This window comes from Paenibacillus sp. Y5S-9, from assembly GCF_036894235.1.
Lineage (GTDB): Bacteria > Bacillota > Bacilli > Paenibacillales > Paenibacillaceae > Paenibacillus.
In genome coordinates, this window is record NZ_CP145887.1 from 451357 (window position 1) to 467164 (window position 15808).

The window sequence follows — 15808 nt, forward strand, 5'->3', positions numbered from 1 at the left end:
TCTGATGATCTACCGGTGTTCCTTGCGATAGCGCAGCGGTGTTGTACCGGTAACCTGTTTGAATGTTTTGTTAAAATGAGCCGTATGCTCAAATCCTACCTTCTCTGCGATCATCTGGACACGCTCTTGTGTGGACAGTAATCTTCGTTGTGCTTCCCGGACACGAACAACCCGCAAATATTCGCTAAATCGAAACCCGGTAAACCGGCTGAACATTCGGCTCAGATAAGATGGACTGATATAAAAACGATTGGCTGCACCCTCCAGCGTAAGTGGTTCGGTATAGTTTTTATTCACATAAGTGACAATTTCACTGATTTTGTCCTGCATTGGATGCAAGGGACCGGGGCATGACTGCCGAATGTTCTCCTCTACCCGATGAATACGGATCAAAAGTTGGGCAAGAAGACTTCTTACGGCGATCTCATAGTGAGGGCGTCGCTCTTTGCATTCTTGCAACATCTGCCACAATATACGCTCCATCTCAGGCTGTTCCGCTTCAGGCAGGCGAAGGAGTCTTGAACAGTTAAAAGGCAGCAGACCACATATGCCGAGTTCCATCCCCGTTGCAAAAGCAGGCGAAAAACCGATTAGAATTCGTTCGAAGCCGGGAATGCTTCCTTTGGAGGTGGTATGTACATCGTGTGGATTAATCAGAATGAAATCACCCTTGCGGGCGGACAGAATCTGACCATTCATGGAATACACTCGTTCACCTTCAAGTAAGTAATACAGTTCGTAGAATGGATGAGCGTGAGGTTGTGGCATACCGTTCCCATCATGTCTTCTCATATGTTCAATGGTAAATGAATGTTCACCGATTCGATATTTGGGTCCAATCCGATCCTCTATGAGACTCATGGTACAGCTCCCCTCTGCTTCACGGATTAACAACGATATCCATATCATAACGGAAAATCCATCTTTTTGTAAACGCTATCATTGGAAATGAAATATTTCTTTAATCCTATCGTTAAATACCCAGAGAACGAATCTGGCATGACCCATATGTGCTGTCAAGGTGACAAAACTTGAATGATGTTTTAGAGTAGGGGGAGAGAGGCGAAACTCTGGTTAAGGAGTGTCTCCAATATGATTTGGAAGGAAGGAAACAGGTTATGACGACACATGAATTATCGCCATTGGTTGCTGCGCTCAATATGCAGCCTCACGTTGAAGGCGGTTGGTATAAGGAAGAATGGAAGGCATCTTATCAGATTCCACAGTCCGTTCTGCCGGATACATACTCCGGCCCACGATTCTCGGCAAGTTCCACGTATTTCCTGCTGCACGCACATGAAATCTCCGAGTGGCATACGGTTCTGTCCGATGAACTTTGGCTGTGGCACAGCGGCAGTCCAGTTGAACTGAAGCTGGGTGGCAACGGGGAGAATCCGGAGAACGAGGAAGTTCTTGTTCTGGGGATGGATATTGCTGCGGGGCAATCACCACAGGTGCTCGTTCCTGCCGGCGTATGGCAGACAGCACGTCCGCTGGGCGATGAGCCTGTACTGGTAACTTGCGTAGTAGCGCCAGGTTTCCACTTTGATGATTTCAAGCTTGTATCCAAAGGCTAAGTATAATTTTTATCACGAAATCCCGATCCAGATGCATAGGCATCCGAATCGGGATTTTTTTTGGATCGAGCGTATTAAGTATGCTGAGGTCTATACCCAGTTCGGGGATGTAGGATTCCCTTTTGGACCAGCATCACTTTTGGCAATGACTAATCACTTCGGATTCTCGTTACTCATCCAGCTGTCCACATAAAACTCCTCATGATAATCCGGTTGCTGAGCGAGTTCTTCGAGCTTCTGTTCAGCTTCTTCAGCGGTAAGATATTCTCCAATAACTGCTGTAAACTCACCAGTGGACGTTTTGAGGAAAGAGATGTCCTCATCCGGATAAGATTCTTTAATTATACCCATCGATTCTCCAAAAGGCATTGATTCTGTGCGGAGAGAGTATACCTTCCGAGGTGTGACCGGTTTGCCGTCGGAAGTCAGTTTCACTTCCAGGTATCCAGGGTTCTTGAATTCCGTTACGGCATACTGTACCCCTTCTTTTAAAACAACTACGAATCCGACGGAAGAGTCGTCTAAAATCATGGAACCATAAACATCTTTCACTAAAGGCTGGGTCATGAAGTCGGCTTTGACTTTCTCTATATCCATGTAACGTGCACCGCTAAAAGTGAAGAGGATACGATTCGGTGCTTCTTTGTGTATTACATTATAATGGGGTGCATCATTAGTCTGATCTTGCTCGTCGGTGCTAAAATTGATTTTAAGCGTATTTTCGGTTGCTTCCGATCCCACAGTTACTCCATCGGTAATCTTGCCTCCATCGCCAAATTGCAACACCTGAACAATAGAGCCGACCACAGGTATTTTGACCATGGCGTTTGCGACAGTAGGAATGTTGACTATGAAGAGAAAAGCAGCACATGCTGCCAGAATGGAAGCAGAGCGAATGATACGGGAGGAGCTTTTGCGAGCGGCAGCCTTTTGCTGGGCTTGATTAATAACATCTGTAAGTTGAGCTGGAATTTCAATGTTTTCGTAACGTTCTTTACCTGTCATAGATCTCCAACCTCTCCTTCAATTAAATCCATTTTTAATTTGTTGATAATCCGATAGAATTTTGACTTAACGGTATTCTCCGACAGGGAGAGCACTTCAGCGATCTCCCGGAAACGCATATTACCAAAGAACTTTAATATAATATAGGCTCTATCTTCGGGCACGAGTCGATCCAGTGCATCATACAGATCCATTTTCTCTTCCACGGATGCCCCTCGCTCTGGAGCCACAAACTCCTGCGCATGATCCTCCATATAGGTCACTCGCTGGTTGCGTCGAATATGATCTATCGCTGTGTTAATCACAATTCGTGACATCCAGGAATCAAAATAAGTCATGGACTCCATCTTTCCATAAGCGATGTACCCTTTATAGACCGCTTCGGATACGATATCCAGCGCTTCTTGTTCATTTTTAACATAGCAGTATGCCAGTCGATATAATTTATTTTGAATCTCTGTTATTTTTTCGCTGAACTGTTCTTCTTTTGTCTTTCTATGGTTCAGTCTAATCACTCCTGATCCCCCCTGATAAACCTAAATATTCAAGTCACCGCTCGTTCCAGGCCTGGATTCCATATAAGTGCTTGAGTTCGCTTGACACTCGTTAGACTGATGAGGAGACAAAATAGTTCTAAACGGTCTAAAAAACTTTTTTTCTTTCGGCTCTGAATAGGATAACGAACCTCGCCTCCATTCTTAACAACGAAGAGACTGCCTATAACATCACATACCAAAACACCCGCTCTTCTAAGATCGAAGGCGGGTGTAATCGAATTAATTTGCTTATATTAGAAGTTAAAGTTGTCTGGATCAGAACCAAAGCGTTTATTCTCATTCAGGCCGTTAATCTGCTCTACTTCTTCCGAAGTTAACTCAAAATCGTAGAGATCGGCATTCGCGTGAATACGCTCAGGCGTGACGGATTTGGGTATGGTCACGATGCCGTTCTGCAGATCCCAGCGCAGAATCACTTGTGCGGGGGACTTGCTGTATTTCGCGGCGATATCCTTCAGCAACGGATGGTCCATCAGATGACCTTGTCCGAGCGGAGACCAGGCTTCGATCTGAATCTGATGTTTGTTGCAGTACTCACGAAGCTCTGACTGAATCAGTAGTGGGTGAAGCTCCACCTGATTAACGGCTGGTTTGATCGTGGCATCGATCATCAAGTCTTCCAGATGGTGAATCTGGAAGTTGCTCACACCGATCGCGCGGATGCGTCCTTCTTTATGGAGTTTCTCCAGCGCTCGCCATGTATCTTTGTACTTGCCTTTAACCGGCCAGTGGATAAGATAGAGATCCAGATACTCCAGTTCGAGTCGTTTCATGCTGGCTTCAAAGGCAGCTAGCGTGGATTCATATCCCTGATCACTATTCCATACTTTAGTGGTAATGAACAGATCCTCACGAGCTACTCCAGATTCACGAATACCCTGAGCGACACCTGTTTCGTTGTTATAAGCTTTGGCTGTGTCGATGCTGCGATAACCAGCTTGAATGGCTGTTTTGACAGCATGAACGACTTCGTCTCCGTCTTTAACTTTGAATACCCCAAAACCCAGCCATGGCATTTTGACTCCATTATAGAGCGTGGTTGTGTCCTGCACGTGTTTCATGGTCCGAAATTCCTCCTCTTATTGATTCATTGTTCCACTATGTAATTACCCTGCTGTTCAGCAGCCAATCGATATCGAAGGGCCGTCTTGAATGATTATACTAAAATCTGCCTGGTCTTGGAAAAGGGAGCGAACCATTTTACGAAGTAAACGCCGTTATTATCCTTTTTCTTCAACCAGAGGTTTGGTTTTGACGCTTGTGGGTGATAAGATGAAGTATACGATATATGGAAGTCAAGACTTTGCTATGGAGAGTTTACATAAGCATTTTGCATAAATCCCATGAGCGTCTTCCGATCAGCAAGATATAGATCGAAAAGATCCTGTTCGTCTATATCTTGTACCCGTGAGCGTTTAGAATCGAATTATGCAAGATGCCGACATAAGAACAGACGAAGTGCGGAATCGGACTATTCCGGACCGTACGATTTAATCATAAAGGAGAAAGAATACAATGGCTAAACCTAAACAAACCAAAAAAGCAGCTGCTTGGTCTCTCGTAGTAATGGGAGCGGGATTTGCTGCATCCTTGCCGTTCCAGGGCGTTCCCGTGGGCAAGTTGCTGGTAGGATCATTTGAAGCGGGACTCGTGGGTGGACTTGCCGACTGGTTCGCCGTTACCGCACTATTCCGTCACCCGCTGGGTATTCCAATTCCGCATACAGCTTTGTTGCCAAAAAATCGGGATAAAATGACGGAAGGTCTGGTCTCCGCGGTAGAGAATAACTTGCTCAACAAAGACAGCATTACCGAGAAAATTGCAGATTTCAAAGCAGCAGAGACGGTGCTCGATACGTTGACACGTGAGCTTCACAGTGACGGGATCAAGATCATGGTTGATACGCTCTGCAAACGAATTCTGGCTGGTCTGCCGTTAGAGCAGATTGCTCCGCTCGTAGCACGTGAGATCAAGTCACAAGCGGGCGCCTTCGATCTGGGTCCGATTCTGGAACGAGCTGCCCACCAGATGACAGAGCGGGGTTACGACGCCAAAGCGCTGGACTACGGACTGAAGCAAGCCGAGGAGTGGCTGGTTAAGCCCGAGACAATCATGTTTTTAGGTGAAAGCGGCATGAAAGCCATCAGCGGCATTCAGATGAACGGATTGATGCAGTTTGCGATGAATGCGTTCTTGGGTTATATGAACGAGGAGCGTCTGGGTGGCATTTTACAAGGATATCTCTTCGATCGGGTAGAGGATATGAAACGTGAAGGCAGCGCTCTAAGGTACAAGGTGCTTGATATGGTACGTACCCAGACGGTGCGTCTGGCAATGAGCGAGGCTATGCAAGATGGAATCAACAGTTGGAAGAACAATATGCTGGAGGGCTGGAACGCAGAGGAAACGGTGCTGAACAAACTCACCGAACTGAGAGACAAGGCGCTCGCCGCGATGGAAGATGGACAGTATGTAGATACGTATGCATTGCCTGCCATTGAGCGGGTATTGGTTGATCTGCGGGCAGATGACGAGTTGATGACAGGCATGAATGCCAAGATCGTAAATGGCGTCACAACACTGCTGGAGAAAAATCATTCCAAAATCGGTAAACTGGTACGCGAAAATGTGGACAAAATGGACAATGCCACTTTGGTTTCAATGATTGAGGATAAGGTTGGACAGGATTTGCAATGGATTCGGATCAACGGAGCTGTTACCGGATTTGTTATCGGGATTGCGCTGACTGCGCTGCAAATGGCATTGGCATAACAGTTCAACATGGCAGAAATGAGGGCCGCTCTTTACGAGAGCAGGCTCTTTTTGCCGTGGATGGGAAATACGAAATACTTTAAACATTCATGATGCAAAATTCAGGAAATCGGGTAATATACACGCGAACACGCGTATGAATCATATAGGAAGAAAGATACATAAAAACGATGCTCTCAGCCGATGTGGTCATGTTGATTTTGTACTATGATTCAGTTAACAGAAGCAGAAGGCATGGGTGAATGATCCTGATTCATTGGGTGCACATATACATTGAAATCATAAGAAGAAGGTGATTGGTATGAGGCCAATACAAAAAAAGGTATGTGTATTCTTACTAATTGTGCTATCTATCTTTATTTTGGGAGGCTGTCAGAACATGAAAGAAAGTGAGAAACAGGCACTTTTTCAGGAAGCAGAGGCGAAAGCGGTCAAATATTTCAAAGACAAGTATGAGATGAATGTTGTTATTACCAGCAAGGAGTTGCTACCCGAAATGGCACTGGACTCGATTGCAATGGAAGGGCATGTGGTAGAGCAGGAGGATCAGGAGTTCACTATTTCCTATGACTATAATGATAAAAAAATCAAAAATTTTGGAATGAGCCCTGCAATCAAGGCAGCCATCATTGAGAAAGGCTACGATCCTTTTGCCAAGTAGATTGTATTGAATTTTGGGAGGTGAACATAACATGGGAGATACACCACGAATTGATGATGAAACATACCGTCTGATGTCGGAACTGGCTTACGAAAATGCCAAAGCAGGCACCGAATATGCGAATCTACCAGGATGGCAAGTGCTTGAGGATACCCATGGCAACGGTTATTCCGGGTTTGACGCAGTGACTTTTTACAATCAGGAAACGGGGCAGGCGGTCATTTCTTACCGAGGAACAGAAGGAAGTGCCGGATGGGATCGTAAAGGGCTTGATTTTCTGGCGGATGGTCAGATTGCGATCCCCGAACTGGGCAGAAAAATTGAACAGTCTACCGATTTTACACCCGATTGGTTATCAGGTGGAATCCAAAAGGTAAAAGACGTCACTGGACTGACCCATTTGGATAATGCTGTGGGTGAGCTGGATAGGCAGATTGATAAAAAGCTGAATCCTTTTCCGAATCAAATGTACGAAGCAGAAGACTATGCGAAGGATATGCAGAACAAATACAAGAATTTGGACTTCTCTCTGACAGGGCATTCACTAGGCGGCGGAAATGCTCAGTATGCAGCAGCCCATACGGGAATGACGGCAGTGACCTTTAGTGCGCCATCTGTAATATCCAGCTTGACACCATCACTGAAACGCAAGGCAGAAGAGGGTGGATTCGATAATCAGATCGTAAACTTCGGTCACCCGGGTGACTTTGTTGCCAGTGGATTCTTTGGTGGCTATGATCGTCATGTGGGTTCCATGTATTACATCAACTCTAATTACAAGGACATGAATGACAACATGAGCATGGGGGATAAGATTGGTAACACCTTTGGTGGGAAGGAATACCACGACCTGAAGCAGTATCAGTTCGAGAATGGTTATATTTCCAATGATCTATACGACCCTACCACTGGTGAGAAAATCAATAAAACTCCCCGTGAACCTTCCAATATCATGACGGAGCTTGCGGATATTATGCGTAGCTTTGGTGTGCAGACCAGCAAGATGGTTGCAGGTGTCGGTTCAGTGGGGGGAGCTTCTGGACTAATTCAGGTAACGCCGGAAGAACTGAAAAGTGTCGCTTCACGGTGGAAGCAAAATGCACAACAGTGCAATGCGGAGCTGAATCAGGTGCGAACCCGCATGGCCCAATATCTGCATACAAGCCGCAGTCGCAGACTGGAGCCAATTGTCACCCAATTGGACGCATCCATTCATGAGCTTGGCACATGGCATATGAAACACACCAGCCAGTTCCTGAACTTTATTGATGAGAAGGCGGATGCCTTCCGGCAGGCTGACGAGAGTCCGGTTCATTTTTAATTCGGATTTCTGGGTGGCTAGCGTTGATATCACGTACATAGGGGAGGGGAACACGAGTGGGTGGACAATTGCTGGTGGAATTGAATGATCTTCGGATTGCGGAAAAAGAACTGACACAGCTTCTTGCCCGTCTGCAAGCCGATGAGCAAGAAGCGCGGGCGCTATACAGTCGGCTGAACGATTGGAAAGGCCAGTCCGCAGATCATACACGGCAGCAGATTGAAGAGTTTTTTGCGGGCCTGTCCAAACGTATTCAATCCATCGAAATGCAGAAGAAAAGCTTGTTGCAATATATTGAGATTATGATCCAGACGGATCAGGAACGCTAGCTAAAGAGTGGTTTGGCTGATGCCATATTGCGGATGGCAATCAGCGTGGATAAGAGTGTGACCGTGGAGCGGCATGATTAGTGCTTTAACCACGGATTGTAAAGAACATGGGTAGCCAATCAAGATGATGATAGCTAAAAAGCCTATGGCACATCGGGTTTGATCCCGTATGCCATAGGCTTCTTTGTTATCTGAATTTTTCTCAGGTTTTCGTAAAACTGTAAGTTAGTTCTTAACGTTTTTTGCGACGTGTAGCCAACGCAATCCCCAAGAAGGACAAGATCAGGGCCAGAATGGATACAATCAATGTTGCTTGTTGAAGCTTCAGTGTACCCGGATCTGTATCCGTGTTGTTTGGCTCACCTGTAACGGTGTCATTAAGTGCATCGCCCAGCGTGGTGTCATCATTTGCTTTGCTATCGTCGGTAGCTGCATTATCCCCAGTGCTTCCTTCTGTACCTGCACTATCATGTCCGCCACCTGCCGCAGCATTATCAGCAGCAGCCGGATCTTCGCTAATCGTCGTGATACTGTGCGGGTTGGCGTCACTTGGTTGACCTGTCCATTCTACGATGCTACCATCACTGTAGTATTGGAAGGCATCCCAAGCTACTTCAGCTTCCGCCTTAGGGTTCTGTGCAACGAAGTTGAACTGCTGGAATTGTCCTGCCAGAATCCCTTCGTTATCGCCGTCAATTTCCCACGTAATCGATGTTACTTCATTGGAATCGTTTTTCTCTGTAGTGATTTTCCAGCCTGCCAGTGGTTGATATTGCTTGAATGCAACACCTTCCGGAACTTTCATGGTGATTTTGGTTGTAGGCAGTTCTTTCTCGGATGGAATCTTAATCGTGTACGTCTGCCATGCGCTTGTCTGTGCAACGGATGGGCTAACGGTAACGTGAGCGCTCGCGAATCCGGCGAATAACATGAATGCTGCGGTACCTGTTGCGATAGTGGATGTTAGTTTGGAAATCCATGATGTTTTCTTCAAAATAAATAACCCCTCTCAGTTCTTATCATATATGATGCGGCCCATTTTCTTAAATGAGTGTCTACGTTCTGCAAAGGCACCGTTCGGTTACGAATGGTCTTTCGAGTGATTAAAAGCAGGTTACACTTGCTACTTCGATGACAAAATAACCTTCCGATCGCTGTTATCCCCAGATTTTTTGATTCCCTTTTCTTAAAAGGTAAAATCCGGGGATAAAGGCGAACGCTTCGCTTCATCACGCTATTTCTGCCCTCTCCGTTCTCGTGTAGATCAGAAAGCTTTTAGCTTCGCTTCTCCAGAATCAATTTCGTTCCCTTCACTGCATTTGCAGTGTGTAGAAACACTAATTTTAGATTGGGTCACTTTTCAATACAAACGTGTGTAACTATGGCTTGGCAGTGTCGATCTCAAATTCGGCATCCAGTGCATCCAACGTTTTGGTCAGAAGATGCACCTTGATATTCCAACGTCCAGGCATGGAGATGTAATCTTCAGCCTTGTACACACCGGTGTCGTTTTTCGGAATGGTAATCTCATAGATCCCCATATCCATGTCCAGATGTGTGAGTGACAGTGTGATCTGTTCCAGATCGTTAACGATACTTCCATCTGCTCGTTTCACATCGACTTCAAATTGGTTCTCTCCCGTTACATTGGGACTCACCTGAAGTGTGATCGCCGAGCCATCTTCTGTAGTCTTTGTCTCCTGATACGGTCCGACCGCAGCCGGTTGTCCTGGAGACAGGTGTGTCAGTACGGCAGCAAGAGCGAGAATCACAGCACCAGTAGCAAGCTCGGCTTTCAGGCTGCCGGATAATCTGCTTCCCGTTGCTGCTCTTGCTAATCTGGCATGACGCCATGCAAAGAGAACCATCACAATCAGCAGAATGATCTTGCCGATCAGGACAAGGCCGTAGGCTGTAGTGAACAAGGAGGTCAGCACAGGTGCTGGTAGAATAATCAGACTGCTGTATATTCCTGTAGCGACCAGAGCGGCTACGGCGCCAATCCCCCAGGCGGTAAACCTGCGAATGGCAGTCCAGTAGACTTCTCCTCGTACCTTCGAAGGTAGCTTGTCGGCGAGTGGAGGCAGACATATCGCCATGGCGGTTAGTGCACCAATCCAGAAGGCTGCCCCGATCAGATGCACGAAGTCCATGGCAATCGCGAGAGCTCGTTGATCCGCCGCAGCTGGATGTCCCGTCATGGCATGAGTGAACAGCCATCCAAGCACGAGCACGAGTGACCCGTAAGAAGACCAGATGCGAGCACGGATGGATCGATCGCGATCATATCCAGAGAGTATCGTGACGGCCAGCAGCATTACAATGAGTATCTGTAACATCCAGATCTGACCAAAGGATGTCAGCTTGAGCGCACTTCCGATTAGTCCCCAGCTTAGCTCGCCCAGAGCCACACCAGATTCATATAACGTATTTAGTGGCAGGCTGATCAGAGCGGCAAAGGAAGCAGCAGCATAGCTGATCCATAACAGTCTGTAGCTGCCCGGAACATCCATAGGTTCTCTTGTCATGGATGTCGGTGCGATTCGCAGCAGCAAGAATGCAAGTGTCCCCAGAATGACAGACAATCCGAGATACTGAATCCAGTCTGTCAGGGATACGATCCATTTCAGCGGCCCACCTGTTGAGCCGGAACCGGATGTAAGATCACTTAGTCCGGCAGGAGAACCGGATGGTTCACCGATATGGAAAACATATGCTCCTTGAATCGGGTGTCCATCGGCAGACACAGCTTTCCAGTTAACGGCATAAGTCCCGTTCCCGAGTCCAGCCCGCAGGCCAGTCTCCAGAATATGAGGGCGATCCACATCAATCTGAACTTTTCCATCGTCTGCCTGAGTACCGTCAGGACCGGTAATTTTGATATCATAAAAGGCCGTCTGCAAGGACTCGTTGAACTCCATTGTCAACCGCTCCGGAGCAGCTACGAGGATCTCATTTTCTCCTGGCGAAGCCTTAACAATATAAGCATGGGCAGATGCCCACTGTGGCATAACAAGGCAGCACACAAGCAACAGGCTGGTGACCAATGCCCAGTGCCGTTTGCCCCATTTCAGGGTAAAGCGTGTAAAAATCAAAAAATCATCACCCTCAGGTTATAGATTTGTAGTCATTCATGGCCTTTAAACACAATCTAACCTATTATAACTTTGTCCAAAATGCCTGCGTATGACTACATTGGGCTATAAAAAAACGATTTGGTCTACATAATTGTGACAAAAGCATGAATGTGTAAGGTGCAAAGCGCCCTCTCGTCTTATGTTACAAATCTCATATTGGTGTGCGATACGTTCGTGCTACCATTCACATATTGTTACGAAGCCACATTATTTGCGAAGTTTACGTCCTGCAAGCCCGCTCTCTAGCGCGTAGCGGGTGAGTTGTACCCGGTTTTCAAGCTGCAGCTTCTGCAAAATGTTCTTCAGATGATTCTTCACCGTCTGGTCTGAAATACCGAGCTGATCAGCGATCTCCCGATTGGTATATCCCGCGGATACCCATTGCAGAATCTCAAGCTCCCGCGCTGTTAGCGGGTTATCTTGCACATCTTCACTGCGTGGTGCGGGAAACTCCTGCAAAATCCGGTAGGCCAGTTCCTTACTGAGCGGTGCATCGTCACTGACGATGGCGCGCAGGTACTCCAGCCAGGTGGAAGGTGTTAGATTTTTGAGCAAATAACCTTGAGCGCCTTGTTTCAATGCTTCGAACAGAAAGGTCACATCATCCGATACCGTGACCATAACAACAATAACATAAGGGAATCGCAGCTTGATCTGACGGGTGGCTTCCAGCCCATCCATGCCCGGCATCTGCACGTCCATCAGGATCAGGTCAGGCATCCATTGTCCGGTGAGCTCCAGCGCTTCCTGTCCATTCGAAGCTGTACCAATCACTTCAAACAGGCTGTCCTCGGATAAAATGCTACAGATCGCTTCACGCGCATGCGCATGATCATCAACAACCAATACACGTACATGTTCCATACTAAGCATGCTCCTTCCCTATCGTCATTCGTGTATGCCCCGGTCTTGAATCGAGGGTAAAAGACCACCCCATCTCGGCAGCACGCTCCTTCGTAATTCGCAGTCCGTACCGATCCTTCAGATGAAGAGGATCTTCACTTAGTCCATTCCCATTATCCTGAATATAAATGAACCAGGCAATCGGGTTGCCCTCCGCGTGAACCTGAACGTGGGTAGCCTGTGCATGTTTGCGTACATTCAGTAAACCCTCCCGAATACAGGCGAGCAGTTCCACTTGCTCCTTGGCAGAGAAGGTTACACCCCTCAGGTCCCAATGAATCTGTGCACCAGGTACCGTTTCCTTGACGAGCACTTCGACCTGCGCATGCAGTGAAATAATCTCGGGTGCCACGTTAGAGGAAGGAACATAACGCAACTGGGCAATGGCTTGCCTTACATATGTATTGACTTCATGCACGGTTTTTTGAATCTCCTGGATCTCATGCTCATACCCGCTCCCTGCCAGACTACGGCCTGCTTTATCGGTCTTTACTGACAGTAGGAAAAGAGACTGAGATATGCCATCGTGTAGCTCTCTGGCCAATTGGTCACGAGCTTCCAGAGCTGCTTTCGCGGCACGTTCCTGCTCCAGAGCAGCCCTGGCACCTTCGAGCATGTGGAACAATCGGCTGAGCAGTGTCACGCTGACGAGGTAAACGATGACGGGTGTTAACCAGTTACCGGCATCCATCGAAAGGTACGGCATCAGAAACTGATGGCGAATATATTCCCAGATGCCAACCGTGAATGTGGGGATCAGCAGAATCATCCATTTAATTTGTTTATAGGACATGAATGCAGAACTCCTTTGATCTAGGATTAGCTTAATTAGGTACTTTATTTATACAGGGATGGGACCATTATAACGCAAGCTTGTCCAAGACCCTAGTCTGTGACTTTGAAGAAAGCTGGGGAGGATCAGGGAGTATTTAGAAGGATATCTAAGAATGACAAGGGGTGAAATGTTGTCACGCTAGGTGAGGGTTGGTGTGTCCAGCTGAGGAAGGCTGAGTCCGTTTTCCCTATCGGAGAAGGTCCTCTATACTTAATATAGAACGTGAATTCATTACAAAACATGTTAAGGAGTGACGCAACAACATGAGTCAAGAAGTATTGGAACGTCGCAGTGAATTGCTCAAAAAGAACATTCATCAGATGCTTGTTCAAGACAATCAGCACGGTATCAGTCGCCAAGACAACATGTTTTTGCAGCAGATGATTAAAGAGCTGCATCAGACCTCACATGAGCTGAATACCAAATCTTAATGTAGAATCTGCACGAGAATGAAGTTGTCTGGTGTACGATTCATTCCATGAAAATGAAAATGGCGCTATCTCCGATCAGACCGGGGATAGCGCTTTTACTTTTTCTGGGCTTATAGAAGAAGAACTGTTTATTTTACTGCAACTGTTGCTGAGCGGTTCTTTTCTCAATATATTGAATGAACAACTCGGCAAGCTCCGGATCGAACTGTGAACCCGAACATGAGCGTAGCTCCCGAATCGCTTCTTCCACGTTCTTGGTTTCCTGATACGGCCGCTCTGTCGTCATGGCATCAAAGGAGTCAATCACGGTCAGCATGCGGCAGAGCCGGGGAATCTCGTTACCCTTCAGTCCGTAAGGATAGCCCTTGCCATCATAACGCTCGTGGTGAAGTTCAATGTACGGAATCAGATCGGCGAAGCGATCGTTTGTGATCACCATTTTTTTGCCCCAGGTGACATGTCCTTTGATCGTTTCCCATTCTTCTGCGGTGAGCTTGTCCTTTTTGTTCAGAATGGACCAGGGAATCTCCAGTTTTCCGATGTCATGAATCAGTGCTCCCAGCACGAAACGACGCTTTTCCGCATTGTCCAGTGCGAGCAATTCACTGATATCCAGTGCATATTTGTAGACCCGTTTGGAATGTTTAAACGTATCCATATCCTTGTATCTGAACAGATTAAGCTGCTGCTCGATGTCTCGAACGTCCTGTACCAGATCAATCTCGTGTTCCATGCCATCATTGCTTCCGTGGCGGTGCACGTTGTTTTTGCCCTGTTTCTTCGCATAATACAGTGCTTTATCCGCCTGATCTACGAGCTGGGATTTGTTATACATGTCCACCTGATAGGGGGCGACGCCACCCGAGAAGGAGAGACAACCGTGTGGAAACACTTCAACGCCTTCAAACGGCGTGTCGTTTAGTTGTTTGCGCAGCTTATTCATAAACTTGTAGGATTCGTCCAATTCCATTCCTGGCATGAGCAGAGTGAACTCTTCCCCTCCATAACGAAAGGCGGTAACAGGTGTACCTTCCGTCTTTCGCATCAGAAAATCCCCCAGCAGAGCCAGCAGACTGTCGCCTTGAAGGTGGCCAAACCGATCGTTATACTTTTTGAAATCATCGATATCAATAAGTCCCAGACAGAGTGGAGTTCCTTGCGTACGAGCGGTAGTGAGTTCATTTTCCAGCATACTTTCAAAATAACTATGGTTGAACAGACCTGTACGTTGATCCGTGTTAGCTTTCTCCTCAATAGTCTGATACATGACAAACAACTGCTTGAATGCATGGGAGAGCAGAATACTGAGACTCAGATACAATAACAGACCGAGCACGCCATTGTGCACAACCAGAATCGTCAGGACAAGAGCCAGAATGAGCGTACATAAATAAACCAGCAGGGATTCGGTAACGAATGCCCGCTTCATCTGCTGTAATGCATCCTTCGTTGAGAAATGAAAGAATAAGCCAAGCGTAATCGTGTTGATGATGAAGTAGGCTGCGAGCGCTGCAAAATAAGGAATCAGATTATAGCCGTCCAAAGTTCCCGATTGCCCGCCAGTCCACTCAAACACGGCAGCTGCTCCCGTAATCATGAGACTGTAGATGCTGAAATTGACAATGTGTTTCCACCAGGTGAGCTTGCGGTCTTTAATTAACAGGATGATGGAGACAGGAAGCAGGACAGATAAACTGAAAGCTCCGCCAAACATGAATATACAGGCAAGGTATACCGATGAGTCCATGGATTGCTGATTGCCTTTAGGTGGAATCTGGAACGTGAAATAATCCAAAATTAACGCCGCACCCAGCATGGTGTAGACCATGACCCAATCCGCCGTGGTTAGATGAAGGTAAGACCACTTGTTCATGTACAGAAAAACACCGATCCCGGTACAACTAAGCAAAATAACATACAGACTGCTTCGATCTGCCTTATGGATAAGGTTACGAATAAAGTTCATAAAAAATCTCCTGCTTGGGTTTAGTCTACTCTTGATGTGTATATAAATTGAACTGATAGGTATTAACACTTACACTTCGATGACAGAACAACCTTCCGATCGCTGTTATCCCCAGATTTTTTGATTTCTTTTCCAAAAGGGAAAATCCCGGGATAAAGGCGAACGCTTCGCTTCTTCAGGTTATTTCTGTCCTCTCCGTTTTCGTGTAAATGTTCAGTTCAATATATAATTGGTGTTCTTGTATAGGGGTATACTATATAGATGTATAACATAACAAGTTGCCTGGCAAAAATCCAGAAAGAAAAAACAGGCCG

Annotated in this window: 15 protein-coding genes; 6 read left to right on the forward strand and 9 right to left on the reverse strand. The window is 46.6% G+C overall.

Annotated features, from left to right (window positions below; all coding sequences use genetic code 11):
* Window positions 1-9: 9 nt before the first annotated feature.
* Entirely contained in the window at window positions 10-861 is an 852-nt protein-coding gene (locus V6669_RS02135) for an AraC family transcriptional regulator (protein ID WP_017691033.1), read from the reverse strand.
* A gap of 257 nt (window positions 862-1118) precedes the next feature.
* Between V6669_RS02135 and V6669_RS02140 the strand changes: the two genes are divergently transcribed.
* A complete protein-coding gene (locus V6669_RS02140) occupies window positions 1119-1577 on the forward strand; it encodes a cupin domain-containing protein (protein WP_076216501.1) in 459 nt (152 codons plus the stop codon).
* A gap of 153 nt (window positions 1578-1730) precedes the next feature.
* On the opposite strand, the gene V6669_RS02145 is transcribed toward V6669_RS02140, so the two are convergent.
* The 3 genes from V6669_RS02145 to V6669_RS02155 all read right to left on the reverse strand — a co-directional run bounded on the left by V6669_RS02145 (window position 1731) and on the right by V6669_RS02155 (window position 4200).
* Window positions 1731-2582, reverse strand: coding sequence for a hypothetical protein (locus V6669_RS02145; protein ID WP_338590274.1), 852 nt, complete (start codon window positions 2580-2582; stop codon window positions 1731-1733).
* Window positions 2579-3097, reverse strand: coding sequence for a sigma-70 family RNA polymerase sigma factor (locus V6669_RS02150; protein ID WP_338590276.1), 519 nt, complete (start codon window positions 3095-3097; stop codon window positions 2579-2581). Before V6669_RS02150 ends, V6669_RS02145 begins: the two co-directional genes overlap by 4 nt.
* Window positions 3098-3372: 275 nt before the next feature.
* The gene (locus V6669_RS02155; RefSeq protein ID WP_338590278.1) at window positions 3373-4200 is read right to left on the reverse strand and encodes an aldo/keto reductase; all 828 of its coding nucleotides are present in this window, start codon (window positions 4198-4200) and stop codon (window positions 3373-3375) included.
* Between the two features lie 454 nt (window positions 4201-4654).
* Here V6669_RS02155 and V6669_RS02160 point away from each other — a divergent pair, with 454 nt between their 5' ends.
* The 4 genes from V6669_RS02160 to V6669_RS02175 all read left to right on the forward strand — a co-directional run bounded on the left by V6669_RS02160 (window position 4655) and on the right by V6669_RS02175 (window position 8222).
* Entirely contained in the window at window positions 4655-5911 is a 1257-nt protein-coding gene (locus V6669_RS02160; protein WP_338590280.1) for a DUF445 domain-containing protein, read from the forward strand.
* 379 nt (window positions 5912-6290) lie between these two features.
* Entirely contained in the window at window positions 6291-6572 is a 282-nt protein-coding gene (locus tag V6669_RS02165) for a hypothetical protein (protein ID WP_017691026.1), read from the forward strand.
* Between the two features lie 31 nt (window positions 6573-6603).
* Window positions 6604-7893 (forward strand): hypothetical protein, encoded by a 1290-nt coding sequence (locus tag V6669_RS02170; protein WP_338590282.1) that lies wholly within the window; start codon window positions 6604-6606, stop codon window positions 7891-7893.
* 56 nt (window positions 7894-7949) lie between these two features.
* Complete coding sequence (locus tag V6669_RS02175; RefSeq protein WP_338590284.1) at window positions 7950-8222, forward strand: hypothetical protein; 273 nt, start codon at window positions 7950-7952, stop codon at window positions 8220-8222.
* 232 nt (window positions 8223-8454) lie between these two features.
* Here V6669_RS02175 and V6669_RS02180 read toward each other — a convergent pair whose 3' ends face one another.
* The 4 genes from V6669_RS02180 to V6669_RS02195 all read right to left on the reverse strand — a co-directional run bounded on the left by V6669_RS02180 (window position 8455) and on the right by V6669_RS02195 (window position 13055).
* Window positions 8455-9216, reverse strand: coding sequence for a YcnI family protein (locus V6669_RS02180; protein WP_243391377.1), 762 nt, complete (start codon window positions 9214-9216; stop codon window positions 8455-8457).
* A 385-nt stretch (window positions 9217-9601) separates the two neighbouring features.
* Window positions 9602-11317, reverse strand: a complete 1716-nt coding sequence (locus V6669_RS02185) for a copper resistance protein CopC (RefSeq protein WP_338590288.1) — start codon at window positions 11315-11317, stop codon at window positions 9602-9604.
* A 249-nt stretch (window positions 11318-11566) separates the two neighbouring features.
* Window positions 11567-12223, reverse strand: coding sequence for a response regulator transcription factor (locus V6669_RS02190; RefSeq protein ID WP_036616682.1), 657 nt, complete (start codon window positions 12221-12223; stop codon window positions 11567-11569).
* A gap of 1 nt (window position 12224) precedes the next feature.
* The gene (locus V6669_RS02195) at window positions 12225-13055 is read right to left on the reverse strand and encodes a histidine kinase (protein WP_338590292.1); all 831 of its coding nucleotides are present in this window, start codon (window positions 13053-13055) and stop codon (window positions 12225-12227) included.
* A gap of 305 nt (window positions 13056-13360) precedes the next feature.
* Between V6669_RS02195 and V6669_RS02200 the strand changes: the two genes are divergently transcribed.
* On the forward strand, window positions 13361-13528 hold the full coding sequence (locus tag V6669_RS02200; protein ID WP_017691019.1) for a hypothetical protein: 168 nt from the start codon (window positions 13361-13363) through the stop codon (window positions 13526-13528).
* A gap of 133 nt (window positions 13529-13661) precedes the next feature.
* On the opposite strand, the gene V6669_RS02205 is transcribed toward V6669_RS02200, so the two are convergent.
* Window positions 13662-15494 carry a diguanylate cyclase gene (locus tag V6669_RS02205; protein WP_338590294.1) on the reverse strand — a complete coding sequence of 611 codons (1833 nt, stop codon included), beginning with the start codon at window positions 15492-15494 and terminating at the stop codon, window positions 13662-13664.
* Between the last annotated feature and the right edge of the window lie 314 nt (window positions 15495-15808).

Bases quoted from the DNA above. Each gene is read 5' to 3' on its own strand.
- V6669_RS02170 (WP_338590282.1), top strand. From the start codon at position 6,604: ATGGGAGATACACCACGAATTGATGATGAAACATACCGTCTGATGTCG.
- V6669_RS02200 (WP_017691019.1), top strand. From the start codon at position 13,361: ATGAGTCAAGAAGTATTGGAACGTCGCAGTGAATTGCTCAAAAAGAAC.
- V6669_RS02155 (WP_338590278.1), bottom strand. From the start codon at position 4,200: ATGAAACACGTGCAGGACACAACCACGCTCTATAATGGAGTCAAAATG.
- V6669_RS02205 (WP_338590294.1), bottom strand. From the start codon at position 15,494: ATGAACTTTATTCGTAACCTTATCCATAAGGCAGATCGAAGCAGTCTG.
- V6669_RS02165 (WP_017691026.1), top strand. From the start codon at position 6,291: ATGAAAGAAAGTGAGAAACAGGCACTTTTTCAGGAAGCAGAGGCGAAA.
- V6669_RS02190 (WP_036616682.1), bottom strand. From the start codon at position 12,223: ATGGAACATGTACGTGTATTGGTTGTTGATGATCATGCGCATGCGCGT.
- V6669_RS02160 (WP_338590280.1), top strand. From the start codon at position 4,655: ATGGCTAAACCTAAACAAACCAAAAAAGCAGCTGCTTGGTCTCTCGTA.
- V6669_RS02195 (WP_338590292.1), bottom strand. From the start codon at position 13,055: ATGTCCTATAAACAAATTAAATGGATGATTCTGCTGATCCCCACATTC.
- V6669_RS02145 (WP_338590274.1), bottom strand. From the start codon at position 2,582: ATGACAGGTAAAGAACGTTACGAAAACATTGAAATTCCAGCTCAACTT.
- V6669_RS02135 (WP_017691033.1), bottom strand. From the start codon at position 861: ATGAGTCTCATAGAGGATCGGATTGGACCCAAATATCGAATCGGTGAA.
- V6669_RS02140 (WP_076216501.1), top strand. From the start codon at position 1,119: ATGACGACACATGAATTATCGCCATTGGTTGCTGCGCTCAATATGCAG.